Annotated in this window: 19 protein-coding genes and 1 tRNA gene; 17 read left to right on the top strand and 3 right to left on the bottom strand. The window is 76.5% G+C overall.

Going from position 1 to position 20,585, the window contains the following annotated elements; all coding sequences use genetic code 11:
* Positions 1 to 56 precede the first annotated feature (56 nt).
* Genes hisI through WDV86_RS14835 form a run of 3 tightly spaced genes read left to right on the top strand, consistent with a single transcriptional unit; the run spans position 57 to position 2,856 of the window.
* On the top strand, positions 57 to 473 hold the full coding sequence (hisI, locus tag WDV86_RS14845; protein ID WP_445263110.1) for a phosphoribosyl-AMP cyclohydrolase: 417 nt from the start codon (positions 57 to 59) through the stop codon (positions 471 to 473).
* Positions 470 to 2,113 (top strand): anthranilate synthase component I, encoded by a 1,644-nt coding sequence (locus WDV86_RS14840; RefSeq protein ID WP_339568411.1) that lies wholly within the window; start codon positions 470 to 472, stop codon positions 2,111 to 2,113. The genes hisI and WDV86_RS14840 overlap by 4 nt, the downstream gene beginning before the upstream one ends.
* The gene (locus tag WDV86_RS14835) at positions 2,101 to 2,856 is read left to right on the top strand and encodes a Trp biosynthesis-associated membrane protein (protein WP_339568410.1); all 756 of its coding nucleotides are present in this window, start codon (positions 2,101 to 2,103) and stop codon (positions 2,854 to 2,856) included. Before WDV86_RS14840 ends, WDV86_RS14835 begins: the two co-directional genes overlap by 13 nt.
* Before the next feature lie 64 nt (positions 2,857 to 2,920).
* On the opposite strand, the gene WDV86_RS14830 is transcribed toward WDV86_RS14835, so the two are convergent.
* Complete coding sequence (locus tag WDV86_RS14830; RefSeq protein ID WP_339568409.1) at positions 2,921 to 3,787, bottom strand: spermidine synthase; 867 nt, start codon at positions 3,785 to 3,787, stop codon at positions 2,921 to 2,923.
* A gap of 112 nt (positions 3,788 to 3,899) precedes the next feature.
* On the opposite strand from WDV86_RS14830, the gene WDV86_RS14825 reads away from it, so the two are divergent.
* Positions 3,900 to 5,414 (top strand): ATP-binding protein, encoded by a 1,515-nt coding sequence (locus WDV86_RS14825; protein ID WP_339568408.1) that lies wholly within the window; start codon positions 3,900 to 3,902, stop codon positions 5,412 to 5,414.
* A 60-nt stretch (positions 5,415 to 5,474) separates the two neighbouring features.
* Here WDV86_RS14825 and arfB read toward each other — a convergent pair whose 3' ends face one another.
* Positions 5,475 to 5,942: an alternative ribosome rescue aminoacyl-tRNA hydrolase ArfB gene (gene arfB / locus WDV86_RS14820; protein WP_339568407.1), complete on the bottom strand. Its 468-nt coding sequence runs from the start codon at positions 5,940 to 5,942 to the stop codon at positions 5,475 to 5,477.
* Positions 5,943 to 6,036: 94 nt separating this feature from the next.
* Between arfB and WDV86_RS14815 the strand changes: the two genes are divergently transcribed.
* The 11 genes from WDV86_RS14815 to der all read left to right on the top strand — a co-directional run bounded on the left by WDV86_RS14815 (position 6,037) and on the right by der (position 17,209).
* A complete protein-coding gene (locus tag WDV86_RS14815) occupies positions 6,037 to 7,050 on the top strand; it encodes a site-specific tyrosine recombinase XerD (protein WP_339568406.1) in 1,014 nt (337 codons plus the stop codon).
* A 29-nt stretch (positions 7,051 to 7,079) separates the two neighbouring features.
* Positions 7,080 to 8,054, top strand: a complete 975-nt coding sequence (locus tag WDV86_RS14810) for an ATP-grasp fold amidoligase family protein (protein WP_339568405.1) — start codon at positions 7,080 to 7,082, stop codon at positions 8,052 to 8,054.
* A gap of 190 nt (positions 8,055 to 8,244) precedes the next feature.
* Positions 8,245 to 9,060: a ParA family protein gene (locus WDV86_RS14805; protein WP_339568580.1), complete on the top strand. Its 816-nt coding sequence runs from the start codon at positions 8,245 to 8,247 to the stop codon at positions 9,058 to 9,060.
* Complete coding sequence (locus WDV86_RS14800; RefSeq protein ID WP_339568404.1) at positions 9,044 to 10,042, top strand: segregation and condensation protein A; 999 nt, start codon at positions 9,044 to 9,046, stop codon at positions 10,040 to 10,042. The genes WDV86_RS14805 and WDV86_RS14800 overlap by 17 nt, the downstream gene beginning before the upstream one ends.
* Positions 10,039 to 10,731, top strand: a complete 693-nt coding sequence (gene scpB, locus WDV86_RS14795; protein WP_339568403.1) for an SMC-Scp complex subunit ScpB — start codon at positions 10,039 to 10,041, stop codon at positions 10,729 to 10,731. The genes WDV86_RS14800 and scpB overlap by 4 nt, the downstream gene beginning before the upstream one ends.
* A 713-nt stretch (positions 10,732 to 11,444) precedes the next feature.
* Entirely contained in the window at positions 11,445 to 12,203 is a 759-nt protein-coding gene (locus WDV86_RS14790) for a pseudouridine synthase (protein ID WP_339568402.1), read from the top strand.
* A 130-nt stretch (positions 12,204 to 12,333) separates the two neighbouring features.
* Complete coding sequence (gene aroH, locus WDV86_RS14785) at positions 12,334 to 12,696, top strand: chorismate mutase (protein ID WP_339568401.1); 363 nt, start codon at positions 12,334 to 12,336, stop codon at positions 12,694 to 12,696.
* On the top strand, positions 12,693 to 13,853 hold the full coding sequence (locus tag WDV86_RS14780) for a prephenate dehydrogenase (RefSeq protein WP_339568400.1): 1,161 nt from the start codon (positions 12,693 to 12,695) through the stop codon (positions 13,851 to 13,853). Before aroH ends, WDV86_RS14780 begins: the two co-directional genes overlap by 4 nt.
* 222 nt (positions 13,854 to 14,075) lie before the next feature.
* Entirely contained in the window at positions 14,076 to 14,843 is a 768-nt protein-coding gene (cmk, locus tag WDV86_RS14775) for a (d)CMP kinase (protein WP_339568399.1), read from the top strand.
* The gene (locus tag WDV86_RS14770; protein ID WP_339568398.1) at positions 14,840 to 15,652 is read left to right on the top strand and encodes a lysophospholipid acyltransferase family protein; all 813 of its coding nucleotides are present in this window, start codon (positions 14,840 to 14,842) and stop codon (positions 15,650 to 15,652) included. Before cmk ends, WDV86_RS14770 begins: the two co-directional genes overlap by 4 nt.
* Positions 15,653 to 15,736: 84 nt before the next feature.
* Positions 15,737 to 17,209, top strand: a complete 1,473-nt coding sequence (der, locus tag WDV86_RS14765; protein WP_445263109.1) for a ribosome biogenesis GTPase Der — start codon at positions 15,737 to 15,739, stop codon at positions 17,207 to 17,209.
* Positions 17,210 to 17,251: 42 nt separating this feature from the next.
* On the opposite strand, the gene WDV86_RS14760 is transcribed toward der, so the two are convergent.
* On the bottom strand, positions 17,252 to 17,899 hold the full coding sequence (locus WDV86_RS14760; RefSeq protein ID WP_339568396.1) for a PepSY domain-containing protein: 648 nt from the start codon (positions 17,897 to 17,899) through the stop codon (positions 17,252 to 17,254).
* Positions 17,900 to 18,084: 185 nt separating this feature from the next.
* Between WDV86_RS14760 and WDV86_RS14755 the strand changes: the two genes are divergently transcribed.
* Together WDV86_RS14755 and WDV86_RS14750 are read left to right on the top strand one after the other, a co-directional pair.
* Positions 18,085 to 18,158 (top strand) — tRNA-Pro (locus WDV86_RS14755).
* A 424-nt stretch (positions 18,159 to 18,582) separates the two neighbouring features.
* Positions 18,583 to 20,430 (top strand): ABC transporter family substrate-binding protein, encoded by a 1,848-nt coding sequence (locus tag WDV86_RS14750; RefSeq protein WP_339568395.1) that lies wholly within the window; start codon positions 18,583 to 18,585, stop codon positions 20,428 to 20,430.
* Positions 20,431 to 20,585: the final 155 nt, after the last annotated feature.

Below are 20,585 nucleotides of genomic sequence, written 5' to 3'. Positions count from 1 at the left end.
CTACCTCCTCCGGCTCCCCCGAGGCCCCGGCGACCCCCTCGACGGCGAGCGCGCCGGTGCCGCCGTCGTCGCTGGCCCCCGACGTCGCCGGGCGGCTGCGGCGCACGTCCGACGGGCTCGTGGCGGCGGTCGTCCAGGAGCACCGCACGCGCGAGGTGCTCATGCTCGCCTGGATGGACGACGAGGCCCTCGCCCAGACGCTGCGCACCGGCCGGGCGACCTACTGGAGCCGCAGCCGCGGCGAGCTCTGGCGCAAGGGCGACACCTCTGGGCACGTCCAGCACGTCCGCTCGGTGAGCCTGGACTGCGACGGCGACGCGCTGCTCGTCCGCGTCGAGCAGGTCGGCCCCGCCTGCCACACCGGCACCACGACGTGCTTCGACGGGCGTGACCTCGGCGCCGTGCCCGCGCCCGCCCTCGAGGGTGCGCCCGTCGACGGCCGGCTCGGCGCCTCCGCCCCGGCAGCGTCGTGACCGCCGGGCCCGACGGCCGGCTGGGCCGGACCTGGCCGAGCCTGGACGTCTTCCGCGAGCTGGCCCGCGACCGCCGCGTCATCCCCGTGGTCCGCCGCGTCCTCGCCGACGGCGAGACGCCGGTCGGCCTGTACCGCAAGCTGTCCGGCGACGCCCCCGGCTCCTTCCTGCTGGAGTCGGCCGAGGGCGGGCGCTGGTCGCGGTGGTCGATCGTCGGCGCGCGCTCCAGCGCGATGCTCCTCGGCGAGGACGGGCAGTCGCGGTGGGTCGGGTCGCCGCCGACGTTCGTGCCGGCCGACGGCGAGCCCACGGAGGTGCTCGCCGAGGTGATGGCCGCGCTGTCGACCCCGCGGCTGCCTGGTCTGCCGCCGCTGACCGGCGGCATGGTCGGCGTCCTCGGCTACGACGTCGTCCGCGCCTGGGAGCGTCTGCCCGCGCGACCGGCCGACGAGCACCCCGACGAGATCGGCGCTCCCGCGGTGATGATGGCGCTGGCCGCCGACGTGGCCGTCCTCGACCACAGCGACGGCACCCTCCTGCTCGTCGCCAACGCGGTGAACTCCGACGGCACCGACGAGCGGGTGGACGAGGCCTGGGAGGACGCCTGTGCCCGGCTCGACCGGATGGTCGCCCAGCTCGCCGCCCCGGCTCCTTCCACGGTCGCCGTCCACGACGGCGGCCCGGAGCAGGTGCCCGCCGCCCGGGAGCGCACCCGTCGCGAGGACTACCTGGACGCCGTCCGTCGCGGCCAGGAGGCGATCGTCGACGGCGAGGTCTTCCAGGTGGTGCTCTCCCAGCGCTTCGAGATGGACTGCCCCGCCGACGCCCTCGACGTCTACCGCTGCCTGCGGGCGTCCAACCCGAGCCCGTACATGTACCTCTTCCGGGGGCAGCGGCCCGACGGCAGCGCCGTCGACGTCGTCGGCTCCAGCCCTGAGGCTCTCGTCAAGGTCGAGGCCGGACGCGTGCTCGCCCACCCCATCGCGGGCACGCGGCCCCGCGGCGCCAAGCCAGAGGACGACGTCCGCCTCGCCGAGGAGCTGCTGGAGGACGTCAAGGAGCGCTCGGAGCACCTCATGCTCGTCGACCTCGCGCGCAACGACCTCGCCCACGTGTGCGACCCCGGCAGCGTCGACGTCGTCGAGTTCATGGCGGTGGAGCGCTACAGCCACGTGATGCACCTGGTCTCGACGGTCGTCGGCGACGCGAGGGCGGGCACGAGCGCGCTGGCCGTGCTCCGCTCGGCCTTCCCCGCCGGGACCCTCTCGGGCGCGCCGAAGCCGCGGGCGATGGAGCTCATCGACGTGCTCGAGCCCGTGCGCCGCGGCGTGTACGGCGGCGTCGTCGGCTACCTCGACTTCGCCGGCGACCTCGACATGGCCATCGCCATCCGCACCGCCGTCCTGACGCGCGGGGTCGCCCACGTGCAGGCCGGCGCCGGGGTCGTCGCCGACTCCGTCCCCGAGGCCGAGGACGCCGAGTGCCGCGCCAAGGCCGCGGCGGTGCTGCGCGCCGTCGCCGCGGCGGTGACGCTGCGGCCGCCCGAGGTGGGGCCGCCCGAGGTGGGGCCCGAGGGGAGCCCCCGGGGGGTCGCCGCGGCCGCGGCGCCCGCGGCGGCGGACGGCCGGTGGGCGAGGTGACGTCCGCCCGGCCGGGCGGCCCGCGTCTGACGCGCGCCCGCGCCGTCCTGGGCCTGCTGGCCCTGGGCGTGCTCGTCCTCGTGAGCAGCGCGCTGGTGTGGACCCGGGCCGTCGTGGCCGGGCCCTTCGCCGGTGCCGTCGAGGTGACGGCGACGGGAGCCGGCGCGTCCCCGCTCGTCCCGGCGCTCGGGCTCGTCGTCCTCGCCGGTGCGGGGGCGGCCAGCACCACGCGGCGGGTCGGCACGCCCGTGGCCGCCGGTGGAGTCGCCGTGGCGGGCGTCGGCGTCGCCGTCGCCGCCGCCGGTGTGCTGCGGGACCCGCTCGGCGCCACGGCCGCCGAGGTGGGGGACGTCCTCGGCGTCACCGGCGCCTCGGTGACGGCGGCCGACGCGACCGCCACCGGCACCGGCTGGCCCGTGGTCGCCGTCGTGCTGGGGGTCGCGGTCGCCGTGCTCGGCGCCGCGGCGGCGCTGGCCTCGCGGGGCTGGGCGTCGGGGCGCCGGTTCGAGGCACCGGCCGCGGCGGCGGGCGACGACCACGGCGGCCTGCGCGCCCGCGGTGAGGACCCGGCGGCCCGTGCCACGGCCCGCGGGTCCGCAGGCACCGTGGGCGACGCGCCCGCGGGCGGCGTGCCGGGCCCTCCGGACCCGGCCGCCGAGCGCCTGCGCCGCCGCGGCGAGGCCTTCGACGCCTGGGACTCCCTCTCCCGCGGGGAGGACCCGACGGGGGACCGTCGGGTCTGAGGTGCTGCTGCCCCTCCCCGGCCGCGCCGAGCCCGGGCAGCCCGCCGGGGCGGTGGCGGGCGCCCTAGCCGACGTCGTCCGCCGACCCGGCGGGCACCGGGTCGTGCTCGGGCGCCGCACCGGCGACGAGAGCGGTGAGGTCCTCGCCGTCCACCCAGCGGGTCGGCACGGGCGCCCGGGCGGCGCGGCGGACGAGGCGGTCGGCCGGCAGCGGCGAGGCCGAGGCGACGACGACGGCGTTGGCGTAGCGCCGTCCCCGCAGCATGCCCGCCTCGGCGAGGACACCGACGTGGTCGAAGACCGCTGCCGTGGTGGCGACCTCACGGCGCAGGCGCTTGAGCGGCGGCCGGTCGGCGACGTTGGCGAGGTAGGTGCCGTCCGCGCGCAGGACGCGGGCGGCGTCGCGCACGAACTCGACCGTCCGCACGTGCCGCGGCGTGAGGTCCTTGCTGAAGACGTCGCGGACGACGGCGTCCGCGCTGGCGTCCTTGCGCGTGGCCAGCCGCTCGCGGGCGTCGCCCACCTGCAGACGCAGGGCGGGGGAGCGGGGCAGGTCGAACCACTCGCGGACGAGGGAGGCGAGGTCCTCGTCGAGCTCGACGGCGACCTGGCGCGAGCCCGGCCGCGTCGCGTCGACGTAGCGCGCCAGCGCGCACCCCGCGGCGCCGAGGTGCACGACCTCGAGCGGGCCGGGGGGACGCTCGTCGAGGACGTCGGCCATGGACCGCAGGTACTCGAACTCCAGCAGCGTCGGGTCGCCGGTGTGGACCGAGGAGCTGGCGACGCCGTTGACGAAGACCGTCCACGCCTGCTCGTCGCTGCCGCTGCGCGCCAGCTCGACGACGCCGCTGGCCGTCGACCAGGTGCCGGCCTCCGGACCCGGGCGCCCGCCGCCGCGCGCGGAGGACGGACGTCGACGGTCACGGGGCACCGCGGCAGCATCCCCGGCCCGCCCGGCCGCGCGCACCCCGGGCACCTGGACGGAGGGTCACGTCGTCGGAAAGCCGGGGACGCCGGCCGTCCCCAGGGCCTACCGTCCGTGCGTGACCGACGAGCACGACCAGCAGGACGAGGTCCGGGCGCTCGCCCGGGCCCTGACGCGGCTCGTGGACTGGGCGGGCGCGCAGGAGCGACGGCGGCGGCACCCGGTCACCGAGCGGCTGCACGCCCACCTCGGGGCGGACGCCGCGGACCGCTCGGTCGTGACCCGACGGCTGCCGACCTTCCAGCACGTCAACGTCCAGGGCGCCCTCGACGCCTGGTGCGCCGAGGCCGGCCGGTCGGTCGACGTCGTCGGGCTCGCCCTGCCGTCCGACTACGGCTCCGTCGACCTGCACCAGCTGCTGCACGGCGAGCACCTCCCCCCGCTGCGGCTGTCCGCTCCCGACCTCGTCGACCTGCCGGCCGGCCCGGGCGGGGCGACGCGCGCGTGCTGGCGCTCGGCGCTGCTGCTGGTCGACGACGCCCGCGGCACCTGGTGCCTGCGGGTCAGCGGCCCGCAGCGGCACGAGGAACCGGCGCTGACCCTCGAGGTCGCCGGCCTGGAGACCCGCGACGCCCAGGCGCTGCTCGACGAGCTGGAGGCGCTGCGCTCCCGGCTGGACGTCTACCGCGGCCAGGTGGTCTCCCTGTCCGGACGGGGTTCGCTCGACTTCGTCGACCTCCCCGCGACGCCGCGCGGCGACGTCGTCCTGCCGGAGCCGGTGCTGCGACGGGTCGAGCGGCACAGCATCGAGGTCGCCCGCCACCGCGACGCGCTGCGGGCGGCCGGGCAGCACCTCAAGCGCGGCCTGCTGCTCTACGGCCCGCCCGGCACGGGCAAGACCCACACGACCCGCTACCTCCTCCAGCACGTCACCGGCGCCACGGTGCTGCTGCTCTCGGGGCAGGCCCTGTCCCTGGTCGGCGAGGTCGCCGCCCTGGCCCGCGACCTCGCGCCGACGGTCCTCGTGCTCGAGGACGTCGACCTCGTCGCCGAGGAGCGCAGCCACGGCCACGGCGGCCACTCGGTGCTCTTCGAGCTGCTCGACGCCATGGACGGTGCGGCGGCGGACGCCGACCTGCTCTTCCTGCTGACGACCAACCGCGCCGACCTGCTGGAGCCGGCGCTGGCGGCCCGGCCCGGGCGGGTCGACGTCGCCGTCGAGATCGGGCTGCCCGACGAGGAGGGCCGCCGCCGGCTGCTGGAGCTGTACGGACGCGGTGTCCCCACCGTCTTCGCGCCCGAGGACGTCGACGCCGCGGTGGCACGCACCGACGGCGTCACGGCCTCCTTCGTCAAGGAGCTGCTGCGCCGCGCGGTGCTGGAGGCGCTGGAGGACGAGCCGGGCGCGCTGCGCGAGGTCCGCGGCGAGCACCTGGCGCGGGCGCTGGACGACCTGCTCGACAGCAGCCAGGGCGTCACCCGGGCGCTGCTCGGTGTCCCGGCCGACCAGAGCGCGGCACCGGTCGGGCCGTCGGTGGACGAGGGCGTCACCGTCGCCGGGTACGCCGGTGACGGCTCCTCCTTCGGCTGGGTCGCCGGGCACGCCTACGGGGACCACTCCCGGGACGACTGACGCCGCCCCGGACCCCGGCGCCGGCGGCCACCGGTCGCGCCAGCGCGTCGGGCGGTGTGCTCAGTCGCCGTCCGGCCTGCGCCGCAACGCCTTCGTGCGACCGCGGGCGGTCTTGGCGTCGGTCCGCCGGGTCCTGGCCCGGCGCGAGGGAGCAGTCGGCCGGCGCGTGCGGGCGGGCGGGGCGACGCCCTCGCGCACGAGCGCGGCGAGGCGCTCGCGGGCCGTGGCGCGGTTGCGGCGCTGCTCGCGGTGCTCGGCGGCGCGGACGACGAGGTCCCCGCCCGAGAGCCGGCCGGCGAGCCGCTCCACCAGCCGCTCGCGCTGCGGCTCGGACAGGGCGCGGGAGGTCGCCGGCGACCAGCGCAGCTCCACCCGCGAGTCGGTGGTGTTGACGCCCTGCCCGCCGGGCCCCCCGGACCGGCTGAAGCGCCAGGCCAGCTCGGCCGCCGGCAGGCTCAGGCCCCGGGTGACGCGCAGGTCTCCGGTGACGCCGTCGGCCGCGGGGTCGGCACGGGCGTGGGCAGGCACGCGTCCAGGATGGCGGTCGTGTCGGCTGCGGTCGAGCGGCGCCGCAGCAGGCCGGCGTCCCTGGCGCACGCCGGCGCCCCCCTACCGTGGCGCCATGGCAGCGGCCGGGGCAGACGCACAGCCTCCACCGGTCCCGCCCGCCCTGGCCGGCGCCGTCGAGACCTACCTGCAGCACCTGCGGGTCGAGCGGGGCCTGGCCCGCAACACGCTGTCGGCATACCGCGGCGACCTCGCCCGCTACGTCGCCTTCCTGGCCGCCCAGGGTCTCGGCGGGCCGGACGACGTCGCGCCCGCGCACCTCAGCTCCTACGCCGTCGCGCTGGGGACCGGCGCCGACGGCGGTGCCGTGCTCACGGCCAGCTCGCGCAAGCGTGCCGTGGTCGCCGTCCGCGGGCTGCACCGCTTCCTCGCCGAGGAGGGGCTGACGTCGGCCGACCCCTCGCGCGAGGTGCGGCCGCCGGCCGAGCCGCGGCGGCTGCCCAAGGCGATCGGGGTCGCCGAGGTCGGCCGGCTGCTCGACGCCGCCGCCGTCGGCGACGGGCCGGGGCCGTTGCGGGACAGGGCCCTGCTGGAGCTGCTCTACGGCTCGGGCGCACGCATCTCCGAGGTCGTCGCCCTCGACGTCGACGACGTCGGCGAGCTGCTGGAGGACGGGCGGACGGCGGGCGCTCCCCGCCCCGGGACCGACGCGCCCCCCGAGGGCCTGCTGCGCCTGCGCGGCAAGGGCGACAAGCAGCGTGTCGTCCCGCTGGGCCGCTTCGCCCGGGCGGCGCTGGAGGCCTACCTCGTGCGCGGCCGCCCGGCCCTGGCCACCGCCGGGCGCGGCGGTCCCGCGCTCTTCCTCGGCAGCCGCGGCGGGCGGATGTCACGCCAGAGCGCCTGGGCCGTGCTGCACGCGGCGGGCGAGCGGGCCCAGCTGTCGGGCAGCGTCTCCCCGCACACGCTGCGGCACTCCTTCGCCACCCACCTGCTGGAGGGCGGCGCCGACGTCCGCGTCGTCCAGGAGCTCCTCGGCCATGCCTCGGTCACGACGACGCAGGCGTACACGCTCGTCACCGCCGACGCCCTGCGCGAGGTCTTCGCCGCCACCCATCCGAGGGCTCGCTGAGCACCTCCCGCTCTGCTTGACTCGCGCCCATGGCGACGGAGCCGGGCCTCGAGCGACGCCCACCCCACGAGGTCTCGGGGCCCGGCCCCGCGACCCGGCCGCCCCACCTCCTCGCCGCCCTGAGCCGGACGATCTGGCGCTCGCTGCCGGTCGCGGCCCGTCGCTCGCTGCGGCACCGGCAGGTCTACGGCCGCTTCCCCCGGAGGGACCCCCGGACCTTCAACGAGAAGGTCCACTGGCGGATGCTGCACGACCGTCGGCCACGGCTGGTCACCGCCTGCGACAAGCTGGCGGCCAAGGAGCTCGCCGTGGCCGCCGGGGTCCTGCCCGCCCGCACCCTGTGGACCGGCACGGACGTCGCCGACCTCGCCGACGCCCACCGGGCCGGCCTCGACCTCGGCGAGCGGTGGGTGCTCAAGCCCAACCACCGCGGCGGCGGCCTCGTCCACCTGGGAGCCGGGCGGCCTGACCCCGCTCGCCTCGCGGAGCTGGCCCGGGGCTGGCTCGACCCGAGCAGCGACGAGCTGCGGATGGGGGAGTGGGCCTACTCCCGGGCGCGCCGCCTGCTCCTGGTCGAGGAGCGGCTCGGCGCGCCGGAGGAGGTCCTCACCGACTACAAGGTGCACGTCGTCGGCGGCGAGCCCGCGCTCGTGCAGGTGCACCACGGCCGCTTCGGCGACCACCGGCTGCGCTACTACCGGCCGGACTGGACGCCGACGGACGTGACGGTCCGCGGCGCAGCCCCCGCCCCGCTCGAGCCCGCACCCGACCGGCTGGCGGAGCTGCTCGACGCCGCCGCACGGCTCGGGCGGACCTGGGACTACGTCCGGGTCGACCTCTACCTCGTGCCGGAGGGGGTCCGTTTCGGCGAGCTGACGGTCTACCCGGGCAGCGGCCTCACCGACTTCACCCGCGACGCCTGGCTGGACCGCGAGCTGGGGGCCCGCTGGGTGCTGCCGCACGACGCCGTCGCCGCCTCGACGGCCTCTCCGCGGCGCGGCTAGGGTCGGCGCGCCCGAGCGGGCGCGTCCGGTGCGGTCGAGCCCAGCCCGCGCCGACGTCGCCGCACCGCGGCCAGGACCGGCCCGCCCGCGGGCCGAGAAGGAGGGACCTGCGGTGAGCAGCTCGGCGAGCGCACCCGGCCAGACGGCGCTCGACGTGCCGAGCACGGGTGTCGGCCCGACCGGCCGTCCGATGCCCGACTTCCCCGAGCCGCCACCGCTGTCCGGGCACGGCCCCGCCCGCGTCATCGCCCTGTGCAACCAGAAGGGTGGGGTCGGCAAGACGACGACCACCATCAACCTCGGGGCGGCGCTCGCGGAGCTCGGCCGCAAGGTCCTCCTCGTCGACTTCGACCCGCAGGGCGCGCTGAGCGCCGGCGTCGGGGTCCCGGCCCACGACCGCGAGACGACCGTCTACACGCTCCTCGTCGACCGCTCCGCCCAGACCCGCGACGCCATCGTCCCCTCCGGGGTCCCGCTGATGGACGTCATCCCCGCGACCATCGACCTGTCGGCCGCCGAGGTCCAGCTGGTCGCCGAGGTGGCACGCGAGAACCTGCTCGCCCGGGCGCTGCGTCCCGTCCTGGACGACTACGACGTCGTCCTCGTCGACTGCGGGCCCTCGCTCGGCCTCCTCACGGTCAACGCGCTGACGGCGGCGCACGGCGTCGTCATCCCGCTGGAGTGCGAGTACTTCGCCCTGCGCGGGGTGGCGCTGCTCGTGGAGACGATCGACAAGGTGCAGGACCGGCTCAACCCGCGGCTGAAGGTCGACGGGATCCTCGCGACGATGTACGACTCGCGGACCCTGCACAGCCGTGAGGTGGTCGCCCGCGTCGTCGAGGCCTTCGGGGACACGGTGTTCCACACCGTGGTGGGCCGCACGGTCAAGTTCCCGGACGCGACCGTGGCCGCCGAGCCGATCACCTCCTACGCCAGCAGCCACGCCGCCGCCGCGTCCTACCGCCAGCTGGCCCGCGAGCTCGTCGCCCGTGGCGACGCCGCCTGAGCCGGCGACCGCCGTCCCGGCCGCTGGGGGGCTCGACGCCGCACCCGCCGGCACGCCCGGGCGTCGCCCGCGGTCGCGGCCGGCCCCCTTCGAGGTGCACCTCGACGTCTTCACCGGGCCCTTCGACCTGCTCCTGCAGCTCATCACCAAGCACCGCCTGGACGTCACCGAGGTGGCGCTGTCGGCCGTGACGGACGAGTTCGTCGCCCACCTGCGTGCCCGCACCCGCGGCGACCGGTCCGGCGACGGCAGGGCCGGCGCCGGCGGGGTGCCGGGGGAGGAGGCCGAGGAGTGGGACCTCGGCCAGGCGAGCGAGTTCCTCGTCGTCGCCGCGACGCTGCTGGAGCTGAAGGCGGCGCGGCTGCTGCCCGGCACGCAGGTCGACGCCGAGGAGGACCTGGCGCTGCTGGAGGCGCGCGACCTGCTCTTCGCCCGGCTGCTGCAGTACCGGGCCTACAAGGACGTCTCCGCCGTGCTGGCCGACCGGCTCGCCCGCTACGGCGCCCGCACCCCGCGCGCCGCGCCCCTGGAGCCTGCCTTCGCGCAGCTGCTGCCCGAGCTCGTCATGACGGCGACGCCCGAGCAGCTGGCCGCGCTCGCCGCCCGGGCCAGCCAGCCGCGCCCCGCCCCGCCCGGCGTGGGCCTGGACCACCTGCACGCGCCCGCCGTCAGCGTCCGGGACGAGGCCCGCCACCTCGCGCGGCACCTGGCGCGCACGCCGTCGGCGACCTTCCGGGAGCTGTCCCGCGACGCGGGCTCGCTGCTCGTCGTCGTCGCCCGCTTCCTGGCCCTGCTCGAGCTGTTCCGCGACGGGTCGGTGGCCCTGGACCAGGCCGACGCCCTCGGGGAGCTGGGCGTGCGGTGGACCCGACCGACCACCGACGGCCTGTCCGAGGCCGAGCTCGACGCCGTGCTCGCGGGCGTGGGCGAGGACGAGGTGGAGGCCGTCGCGGCGGCGCCAGGAGAGGATGCCGCCCCATGACCAGCGCCAGCCCGGACGAGCCCGAGCACCGACCGAGCGACCGACCCGGCGCGGACGTCGACGAGAGCAGCGAGGAGCAGGACGAGGCCGAGTCGCAAGCCGGGTCCGGAGCCCGTCCTGAGGCCGGGGTCGAGACGCTCCCGGGCGGGCTGCGCGCCGCGGTCGAGGCGGTGCTCATGGTCGTCGACGAGCCCGTGCCCGAGACCGCGCTCGCGACGGCCGCCCAGGTGTCGGTGGCGGAGGTGCAGGCCGTCATCTGCGACCTCGAGCGCGAGTACGACGCCGACGCAAGGGGTTTCGAGCTGCGACGCTCGGGCGCCGGGTGGCGCGTCTACAGCCGGGCCGACCTGGCCGACGTCGTCGGGCGTTTCGTGCGCGACGGCCAGACCGCGCGCCTGTCGCAGGCGGCGCTGGAGACCCTCGCGATCATCGCCTACCGGCAGCCGGTGAGCCGGGCGCGGGTCGCGGCGGTCCGCGGCGTCGACGTCGACGGCGTCGTCCGCACGCTCCTGGCCCGCGGGCTCGTGGTCGAGGAGGGCAAGGACCCCCTCACGGGTGCGATGCTCTACGCCACCACGCCCTCCTTCCTCGAACGGATGGGGATGGCCGGTCTCGACGAGCTGCCGCCCCTGGCGCCCTTCCTGCCCGAGGGCGCGGACCTCGAGGACCTGACGGAAGGACAGCTGTGAGCGACGACGGACGAGGGCGCGGCACGGACGGCCGGGAGGGCCGCCCCGGAGGTGCCCCCTCGGGGAGTCGCGGTCGGGCCGCAGGGTCGGGCCGAGGGCGCCCGACGACAGGGGGCGGCCGCACGTCCGGGCGCGGGCCGGCCGGCGGTCGCCGGTCGGGCGGCCCCAGCTCCGGTGGCCCCGGCTCTGGTGGCCCCGGCTCTGGAGGACCCGGCTCTGGTAGGTCCAGCTCCGGCGGTCGCGGCTCCGGCGGTCGCAGCTCCGGGGGGCCCAGCTTCGGGGGGCCCAGCCGGGATGACCGGGACCCCGCCGGTCGCGCGTCCCGCAGCGGCGGTGGCGACGGCGCTGGCCGGGCGAGCAGCGGGCGCGGCAGCGCCGAGGGCGGGCGCGGCGGACGCCCCGGTGCTGGGCGCCCCGGTGCTGGGCGCCCGGGCGGTGGGCGCGGGGGCGAGGCCCCCCGCGGGCGCAGCGGTGACGTCGAGCGCCGCGGGCGTCCGTCCTCCTCGGGCGACGACGCGGCGGCACGGGCCCCGCGCCGCCCGGGAGACCGCCAGCGCACGCCCGAGGAGATCGCCGAGGAGCGCCGCCGCGCCCACCGTGGCCCCGGCATCGGGCGCGGGCAGCAGGGCACGAGCGGGCGCGGCGAGCGGGCCCGGGGTGCCTCCGCCCGGCGACCGGCCGGCACCGACCGCGCCGCGCCGCGCCGGCGCACCGTGGACGCCGCGGCGGCCCGCGACGTCCACGTCAGCGACGGCGTCCGCCTGCAGAAGGTGCTGGCGCAGGCGGGCGTCGGCTCCCGGCGGCACTGCGAGGACCTCATCGCCTCCGGTCGCGTGAGCGTCGACGACGTCGTCGTCTCCGAGCTGGGCCTGCGGGTCGACCCCCAGCGGCAGGCCGTGCACGTCGACGGCCTGCGCGTCGTCCTCGACGACACGAAGGTCTACCTGGCGCTCAACAAGCCGCTCGGCGTCGTCTCGACGATGTCCGACCCCGAGGGGCGCCCCTGCATCGGCGACCTGCTGGAGCAGCGCGCCCAGCGGCTCTTCCACGTGGGGCGGCTCGACGTCGACACCGAGGGCCTCATCCTCGTGACCAACGACGGCGAGCTCGCCAACCGCCTGCAGCACCCCTCCTACGAGGTGCCGAAGACCTACGTCGCGCAGGTGCTCGGGCCGATCCCACGCGACCTCGGCCGGCGGCTGCGCGACGGCGTCGAGCTGGAGGACGGCCCGGTGCGGGTCGACTCCTTCCGCCTCGTGGACTCCCAGCCGGGGCGTGCGCTCGTCGAGCTCGTGCTCCACGAGGGCCGCAACCACATCGTGCGGCGCCTGCTCGCCGAGGTGGGCCACCCCGTCGAGCAGCTGGTGCGCACCCGCATCGGCCCCGTCGTCCTCGGCGACATGCTGCCCGGCCGCTCGCGCGCCCTCGCCCGCCCCGAGCTGGGCAGCCTGATGTCGTCGGTCGGGCTCTAGCGGGCCTCCGCCGTCGCCAGGGTCCGCCGTCGTCGCGGCCCCTCCCGCGCCCGCCGGTAGCCTCGCGCGGGCGCCAGAGAGCATCGGGGCCCGCGGCGAGCCGGCGCGGGCCGGCGGAGAGGGGTGCGTGGTGGCGGTACGGGCGGTCCGGGGGGCGACTCAGCTGGACGTCGACGAGCGCGAGCACCTGCTGAGCTCGACCCGGGAGCTCGTCGAGGCGGTCCTGGCCGCCAACCCCATGGGACCGGACGACCTCATCTCCATGGTCTTCACGGTGACCGCGGACCTTCGCTCGGAGTTCCCCGCGCTCGCCGCGCGCGAGCTGGGCCTGGGCGACGTCCCGCTGCTGTGCTGCACCGAGATCGACGTCCCGGGGGCCATGCCCCGGGTCGTGCGCCTCATGGCCCACGCCGAGCTGGACGTGCCCCGCGCGCACGTACGGCACGTCTACCTGCGGGGAGCGGTCGCGCTGCGGCGGGACATCGCCCAGTGAGCGAGCCGTCGGGCGCCCGGGCGGACCCCGACACGCCGGCCCGCACGGCCGGGTCGGTCCTCGTGGTCGGCAGCGGCCTGCTCGGGGCGAGCGCGGGGCTCGCCCTGCGGGCGCGGGGGGTCGACGTCGCCCTGGCCGACCCCTCGCCGACCGCCGTGGCGCTGGCCCGCGACGTCGGCGCGGGACGCGTCGCCGGCGCGGACGAGCGGCCGGCCGTCGTCCTCGTCGCAGCACCGCCGGACGTGACGGCCGACGTCGTCGCCGCGCAGCTGCTCGCCCACCCGAGCGCGGTGGTCACCGACGTCGCCAGCGTCAAGGGTGCTGTGCTGCAGGGAGTCCACCGGGCGCTGGGGCGTGCGGGCGCCGGGCCAGAGGTGGCGTCCCGCTTCGTCGGCGGCCACCCGATGGCCGGGCGGGAGCGCTCGGGGGCGACGAGCGCCCGCGCCGACCTGTTCACGGGCCGGCCCTGGGTGCTGGTGCCGCCGCCCGGTGCGAGCGCCGCGGGCGAGGCCTCGCTGCAGCGCGTGCTCGCCCTCGTGGCCGACTGCCGCGGCGTCCCGGTCGTCATGGCCGCCGAGCAGCACGACGAGGCGGTCGCCGTCGTCTCGCACGTGCCCCAGGTCGCGGCGAGCCTGGTCGCCGCCCGGTTGCTCGGGGCGGCCGACGAGGCCGTCGCGCTCTCCGGGCAGGGCCTGCGCGACGTCACGCGCATCGCCGCGAGCGACCCGGGGCTGTGGGTGCAGATCCTCGGGGCCAACGCCCGCCCGGTCGCCCGGGCGCTGCACGCCCTGCGGGCCGACCTCGACGACGTGCTCGGCGCCCTCGACGCGCTCGCCGAGGACGGCGAGGCGGTGGGGGCGCGGGCCCGGGTCGCCCGCGCCATCGACACCGGCGGGGCGGGGGTCGCCCGTGTGCCCGGCAAGCACGGCGCCTCGCCGACGGCCTACGAGGTGGTCACGGTGCTCGTGCCCGACCAGCCCGGCCGGCTCGCGCGGCTGCTCGCGGACGTCAGCGACATCGGCGTCAACCTCGAGGACCTCGTGCTGGAGCACGCCCGCGGGCGACCCGTCGGGCTCGCCGAGGTCTCGGTGCAGCCCGCCGACCGGCCGCGGCTGGAGGCCGAGCTGCCCCGGCGGGGGTGGCGCGTCGCCGGCTGAGGAGGCGACGCCCCTCTCCCGCGTCTTCTGCCGCGGAGGAGCCGGCGACGACTCGCCCCCCTCGGCCGGCACGGGACGACGGCAGGGAGCGTCTACCCTGTGGCCGACCTGGACGGGCCGCCCGGCCGCCGTCCGCGTCGCCGTGCCCGGCCCCCGGGGCAGCTCGGCAGCGCGCCGGCCGGCGTCGCGCCCGTCACCTCTCGCTCCCACGTCTGGACCGCCATGCCTGCGCCCCGCACCACCGCCGGAGGAGTCGTCGTCGCCGTCGACGGCCCCTCGGGCTCCGGCAAGTCGAGCGTGAGCCGGGCGGTCGCCCAGCGGCTCGGCGTGGCCTACCTCGACACGGGCGCCACCTACCGCGCCGTGTGCTGGTGGTGCCTGGAGCACGACGTCGACCTGTCCGACCGGGTCGCCGTCGCCGAGGCCGCCCGCCAGCTGGACCTGGAGCTGGGCACCGACCCGACGAAGCCGCTCGTGCGCATCGAGGGGCGCGTCGTCACCGACGCCCTGCGCGAGAGCCGGGTGTCGAGCGCGGTCAGCGCCGTCGCGACCAACCTCGACGTCCGCGCCGAGCTGCGACGCCGGCAGCGGGCCGTCGTCGACCTCGCCCGCCGCGACCGGGGCGTCGTCGCCGAGGGCCGCGACACCACGACGGTCGTCGTGCCCGACGCCGACGTGCGGGTGCTGCTCGTCGCCGACGAGGACGCCCGGCTGCGCCGGCGCGCCCGCGACGTCCACGGCTCCGACGACGCCGCAGCCCGCGAGCGCACCCGCGACGAGGTGGTGCGGCGCGACCGCGACGACGCGACCGTCTCGGAGTTCTCCGTCGCCGCCGACGGGGTCGTCACCGTCGACTCCTCCGCGATGACGCTGGAGGAGACCGTGCAGGCCGTGCTCTCGCTCGTCGAGGCCGCGGCCCCGCACCTGGTCCCTGCCGGCGAGGTCGCCGAGGGGGTGGCCGAGCGGGCCGCGAGGGCGGGGGCACGGTGAGCGCCCAGCACGGCCAGACCCAGCACGGCCAGACCCGGCACGGCCAGACCCAGGACGGCTCGGCCAGGCGCGGGGCGGCGGACTCGTCGCCCTCGCGTCGTCCCGGCGCGGGGACGCGGCAGGTCCCCGGCACCTTCGGCCCCCGGTGGGGCAAGCCCGTCGGCTGGGTCCTCGCCCGAGGCCTGTGGAGCGTCACCCGGCACGGCACCGAGAACGTCCCGGCCGACGGACCGGTCCTGCTGGCCAGCAACCACCTCAGCTTCCTCGACGGCCCGCTGCTCATGGGCATGGCCCCCCGCGGCACGCACTTCCTCGTCAAGAAGGAGATGTTCGTCGGTCCCATGGCGACGCTCCTGCACGGGTGCGGGCAGATCCCCGTCGACCGCACCGGGGACCGGGCGGCGCTCACCACCGCCGTCGGCGTCCTGCGCCGCGGCGGCTCCGTCGGCGTCTTCCCCGAGGGCACCCGCGGGCGCGGTGACGTGCAGGCCATGCAGTCGGGCGTCACGTGGCTGGCGCTGCAGACGGGCGCGCCCGTCGTGCCCGTCGCGCTGCTCGGCACCCGGGCCAAGGGCGGCGCCGCCTCGAGCCTGTCGAGCCTGCCGCGTCCCCGCCAGCCCGTGCACGTCGTCTTCGGCGAGCCGCTCGACCTCAGCGCGCCGACCGGCGTCCCTCGCCGTGAGGCCCTGAAGGCCGCCACCCAGCAGCTGCAGGCCGCCATGACCGCGCACGTCCACGACGCCGTCGAGCGCACCGGCATGCCGCTGCCCGACGACGTCGAGCGGCCACCCGGCTCCGGGGAGGCCTGAGTGGTCCCGGGCGACGACGCGCTCGACGAGACGCAGGACGAGCAGCTGGCCGACGAGCTGGCCGACGACGTGACGGCCGAGGACATGACGGCCGAGGACATGACGGCAGGGGCCCTCGACGCCACCTCGGGCCTCGACCGCACCGGCGCGCTGCGCGCCGGCCTGGAGGAGTACGAGCTCTCCGAGGAGGACCTCGCGCTCCTCGGCGCGCCGGACGACGTCCTCGTCCCGGAGCCGGAGGAGGTCCTGCCGGTCGTCGCCGTCGTGGGGCGCCCCAACGTCGGGAAGTCGAGCTTCGTCAACCGGGTCCTCGGCCGCCGCGAGGCCGTCGTCCAGGACGTGCCCGGCATCACGAGGGACCGGGTCAGCTACCCCGCCGAGTGGTCCGGCCAGCGCTTCACCCTCGTCGACACCGGTGGCTGGGAGAAGGACGCCGCGGGCCTGGACGCCCGGGTCGCCGCGCAGGCGGAAGCGGCTGTGGGTCTCGCCGACGTCGTCGTCCTCGTCGTCGACGCGCAGGTGGGGGCGACGGCGACCGACGAGGCCGTCGTGCGCCTGCTGCGCCGCTCGGGCAAGCCCGTGGTCCTCGCCGCCAACAAGGTCGACGACGCGCGCGGCGAGGCCGACGCGGCGCTGCTGTGGAGCCTGGGGCTCGGCGAGCCCTACCCCGTCTCCTCGATCCACGGCCGCGGCACGGGCGACCTGCTCGACGCCGTCCTTGCGGCCGTGCCGGAGGAGCTGGTGGCCGAGCACCAGCGCCCGTCAGGTCTGCGCCGGGTCGCCCTGCTGGGGCGGCCCAACGTCGGCAAGTCGAGCCTGCTCAACAAGCTGACGGCCAGCGACCGGGTGGTCGTCGACGACGTCGCCGGCACGACCCGCGACCCCGTCGACGAGGTCGTCGAGCTCGCCGGCCGCGAGTGGCAGTTCGTCGACACCGCCGGCATCCGCCGTCGCACCCACCAGGCCAGCGGCGTGGACTTCTACGCCTCGCTGCGCACGCAGGCGGCGCTGGAGAAGGCCGAGGTCGCCGTCGTGCTCGTCGACGGGTCCGAGACGCTCGCCGAGCAGGACGTCCGCATCATCTCGACGGTCGTCGAGGCCGGCCGGGCGCTCGTGCTCGCCGTCAACAAGTGGGACCTGCTCGACGAGGAACGGCGCCACTACCTGGAGCGGGAGCTGGCCCGCGAGCTCGTGCAGGTGCCCTGGGCCCCGCGCGTCAACGTCTCCGCCCGCACCGGGCGGCACCTGGAGCGGCTGGTGCCGGCCCTCGACGTCGCGCTGGAGTCGTGGGGCACCAGGGTGGCGACGGGGCGGCTCAACAGCTTCCTCGGCCAGGTCGTCGCCGAGCACCCCCACCCGGTGCGCGGCGGCCGGCAGCCGCGGATCCTCTTCGCCACGCAGCCCTCGACCCAGCCGCCGCGCTTCGTGGTCTTCGCCTCGGGCTTCCTCGAGGCGGGGTACCGCCGCTTCCTGGAGCGCCGGCTGCGCGAGGAGTTCGGCTTCGAGGGCACACCCGTCGAGATCGCCGTCCGGGTGCGCGAGCGCCGCAAGCGCTGACGCCCCGGTCGGCACGTCCCCGGTCGGGGTGCACGAGACGAGTCAGTCGTCCTCGACCCGCAGCACCGACCCGTCGGTGACGTCGAGGTAGACCTCCACGTCGTCGGTGAAGGTGACCTCCCAGGCGTAGGTGCCGCCGCCCTCGTCGGCGAACCCGGCGTCGTCGACGTCGGCGGTCCCCTCGCGCCCGGCGGCGGCCAGCCCGACCGCCTCGGCCAGCCCGACGCCGGCGAGGTCGAGAGCGGCGGCGTCGTCGTCGTCCAGGTCGCCCTCCCGCTGGCGGGAGAGGACGGCGGACCCGTCGGCGCTCACCTCGACCTCGACCTCCTCGGCCCCGACGGCGACGTGGACCTCCCAGCTGCCGTCGTCGTCACCGTCGTCGACCTCGAAGGCCGTGCCGCCCGCGTCCTGCTCGGCGAGGCCGATGGCCGCGAGGAGCGCCTCGTCAGCGGGGGCGGTGCCCGTGACCTCTCCGGTCCCCTCACCCCCGGTGCTGCCGCCGGTGGCCGTGCCTTCGTCGGTCGGGGCAGCGCCGCCGTCGGTGGCGTCGGTGGTGCTGGCGGTGCCCTCGTCCGGAGGTGACGGCACGGTCGGGGCGTCGTCCCCGCCGCACCCGGCGACGACGAGGCCGGTGACGGCGAGGGCGGCGGCAGCACGGGCAACCGGGACGGCGAGACGGCGTCGGCTCATGCGGGGACCCTAGGAGCGGGCGGGTCCGCCCACCAGGCCACGACGACGAGGCGTACCTCGACCGGCCGAGGCCGTCGGGGCCGCCGTCGGACGTGCCGGGCGACCGCCGCCCGTGCGGTAGTCTCGCGCCTGCCGATGCAGGTCGACCGGCGCCCCTGCGGCGCAGGCCACCCGGTGCGGCAGCTCGGGATGTGGCGCAGCTTGGTAGCGCACTTGACTGGGGGTCAAGGGGTCGCAGGTTCAAATCCTGTCATCCCGACGCTGAAGCCCTGACGAGGCATTGTCCTCGTCAGGGCTTCGTCATGTCCGGACCTCTCGTGCTCGGACCTCTCGTGCTCGGATCTCTCGTGCACGGGCCGAGCCGTGTCTCGGCCCCGTGCCCTGACGGCGTCAGGCCCTGGTCTCCTCCTCGGACCTCAGGCCCGGACCTCGCGCCCAGGTCACGGGCCTGTTCGGCCGTCATCGGCCAGTGTCCGGATACGGTCACGAGACCTCCGATCGGGCTCGACGCACAGGCAGGACCCAGGCGCCGGCCCTCCCGTCGTCCGGTGGTACCGGTTCGGTAACGGAAGGGGTCGAATGGGCTCCGCGGGACCCCTTGGACCCCTCGACCCGTGGTTGTCTCCGCGATGTCCTGGAGCCGCACCGCCGGCCCGCAGCAGTCCCCCTCGGAGGAGCACACCGTGAGACCCACCCGTCGTCGACTAGCAGCCCTGGGCGCTGCCGCGACCGCCACCACCCTCGCCCTGACCGCCTGCGGCACGGGCGACGGCGGGGCGGCCGACGACAGCGATGGCCTGGGCACCGGTTCCAGCATCCAGATCGCGTGGAACCAGAGCTTCTACGAGTACAACGACGACACCGCGACCGGCAACGCCACCGCCAACGCGATCATCTTGTACCTGATGAACAGCGGCTTCAACTACTACGACGACTCCCTCGAGCTCGTCCGCGACGAGAGCTTCGGCACCTACGAGCTCGTCGGCGAGGACCCGCTGACCGTCGAGTACACGATCAACGAGGACGTCACCTGGTCCGACGGCACGCCCGTCGACGCCGCCGACATGGTCCTCTACTGGGCCTCGCTGTCCGGTCGCTTCAACACCCTGGCCGACGAGGAGGTCGAGGTCGACGCGGAGACCGGCGAGGCGCTCAACGTCGAGAACGAGGTCTACTTCAACTCCACGCTGCCCGGCGTCAGCTACATCGAGGACGTCGAGGTCTCCGAGGACGGCCAGGGCGTCACCCTGACCTACGACCGCGAGTACGCGGACTGGGAGGTCAACTTCGGCGTCGGCGTCCCCGCCCACGTCGTCGCCGGCGAGGCCCTCGGCATCGACGACCCGGCCGAGGCCAAGCAGGCCCTGCTCGACGCCGTCGAGAACAACGACACGGCCGCCCTGGCGCCGATCTCGGAGTTCTACAACACCGGGTTCCAGTTCGACCAGACGCTGCCCGACAACGAGGCCCTCTACCTCTCCAACGGCGCGTACCTGCTCACCGAGTTCAACCGCGACCAGTTCCTGACGCTGGAGGCCAACCCGGACTACACCGGTGACCGCCCCGCGGCGCTGGAGACGGTGACCGTCCGGTACATCAGCGACCCGCAGGCGGCCGTCCAGGCGCTGGAGAACGGCGAGGTCGACGTCATCGAGCCGCAGGCGACCACGGACATCGTCCAGGCCGCCGAGGGTCTCGGCGACGGCTTCGAGACCATCCTGGGCGACGGCGCGACCTTCGAGCACATCGACCTCGCCTTCGACAACGCCGGCCCCTTCGACCCCGCCACGTACGGGGGCGACGCCGACATCGCCCGCGACGTCCGCGAGGCCTTCCTGCTGCTCATCCCGCGCGAGGACATCCTCACGACGCTCATCGAGCCGCTGAACCCCGAGGCGGTCGTCCGCCAGTCGCACACCACGGTGCCGGGCAGCCCCGGCTACGACGAGATCGTGGCGGGCAACGGCTCGGACGCCTACCCGGTCGAGGTCACCGACGAGTCCATCCAGCGCGCCACTGACCTCCTCGAGAGCGCCGGCGTGCAGACGCCGATCGACGTGCGGCTGCTGACGGCGGCCGACAACCCCCGGCGGCAGAACCAGGTCGCGATCATCTCGGAGACGGTCAACGAGACCGGCCTCTTCCAGATCGTCGACGCCTCGAGCGCCACGTGGGGCGAGGAGCTGGCCGACACGTCGCTCTACGACGCGGCCATGTTCGGCTGGCAGTCGACCTCGACGGCCGTCACCGGCTCGAACCCCAACTTCATCACCGGGGCGTCGAACAACTTCTACGGCTACTCCAACGAGCAGGTGGACGCCCTGCTCGAGGAGCTCGCGGTGACGACCGACCCCGACCGGCAGGTCGAGCTGCTCACCCAGGCCGAGGCCGAGCTGTGGTCGGACGCCTTCGGCACGGTGCTCTACCAGCACCCGGCGGTGGACGTGTACCGGACGAACTTCACCGGCATCGCCCCCATCGCGCTGAGCCCGACGGTCTTCTGGAACTACTGGGAGTGGGGCACCAGCTGACCCTGGCTAGGTGATCGGCGCCGCGCCGGTCCGCCGCGTCCTCCCCCCGGAGAGCGTGCGGATCGGCGCGGCGAGCACCACCGGTCAACGGTCGAGCACCACACTGACGCAGGTACGACACCGACGACGGCACCGGGTCACCGGCCCGGTGCCGT

Source organism: Pseudokineococcus sp. 1T1Z-3 (genome assembly GCF_037482365.1).
In the GTDB taxonomy this organism is placed as follows: Bacteria; Actinomycetota; Actinomycetes; order Actinomycetales; family Quadrisphaeraceae; genus Pseudokineococcus.
The sequence above is the reverse complement of the archived record's forward strand: the minus strand, read 5'-3'. Positions and strand labels throughout refer to the sequence as shown.

Bases quoted from the DNA above. Each gene is read 5' to 3' on its own strand.
- WDV86_RS14805 (WP_339568580.1), top strand. From the start codon at position 8,245: ATGCCCGACTTCCCCGAGCCGCCACCGCTGTCCGGGCACGGCCCCGCC.
- cmk (WP_339568399.1), top strand. From the start codon at position 14,076: ATGCCTGCGCCCCGCACCACCGCCGGAGGAGTCGTCGTCGCCGTCGAC.
- WDV86_RS14810 (WP_339568405.1), top strand. From the start codon at position 7,080: ATGGCGACGGAGCCGGGCCTCGAGCGACGCCCACCCCACGAGGTCTCG.
- scpB (WP_339568403.1), top strand. From the start codon at position 10,039: ATGACCAGCGCCAGCCCGGACGAGCCCGAGCACCGACCGAGCGACCGA.
- WDV86_RS14760 (WP_339568396.1), bottom strand. From the start codon at position 17,899: ATGAGCCGACGCCGTCTCGCCGTCCCGGTTGCCCGTGCTGCCGCCGCC.
- der (WP_445263109.1), top strand. From the start codon at position 15,737: ATGACGGCCGAGGACATGACGGCAGGGGCCCTCGACGCCACCTCGGGC.
- WDV86_RS14815 (WP_339568406.1), top strand. From the start codon at position 6,037: ATGGCAGCGGCCGGGGCAGACGCACAGCCTCCACCGGTCCCGCCCGCC.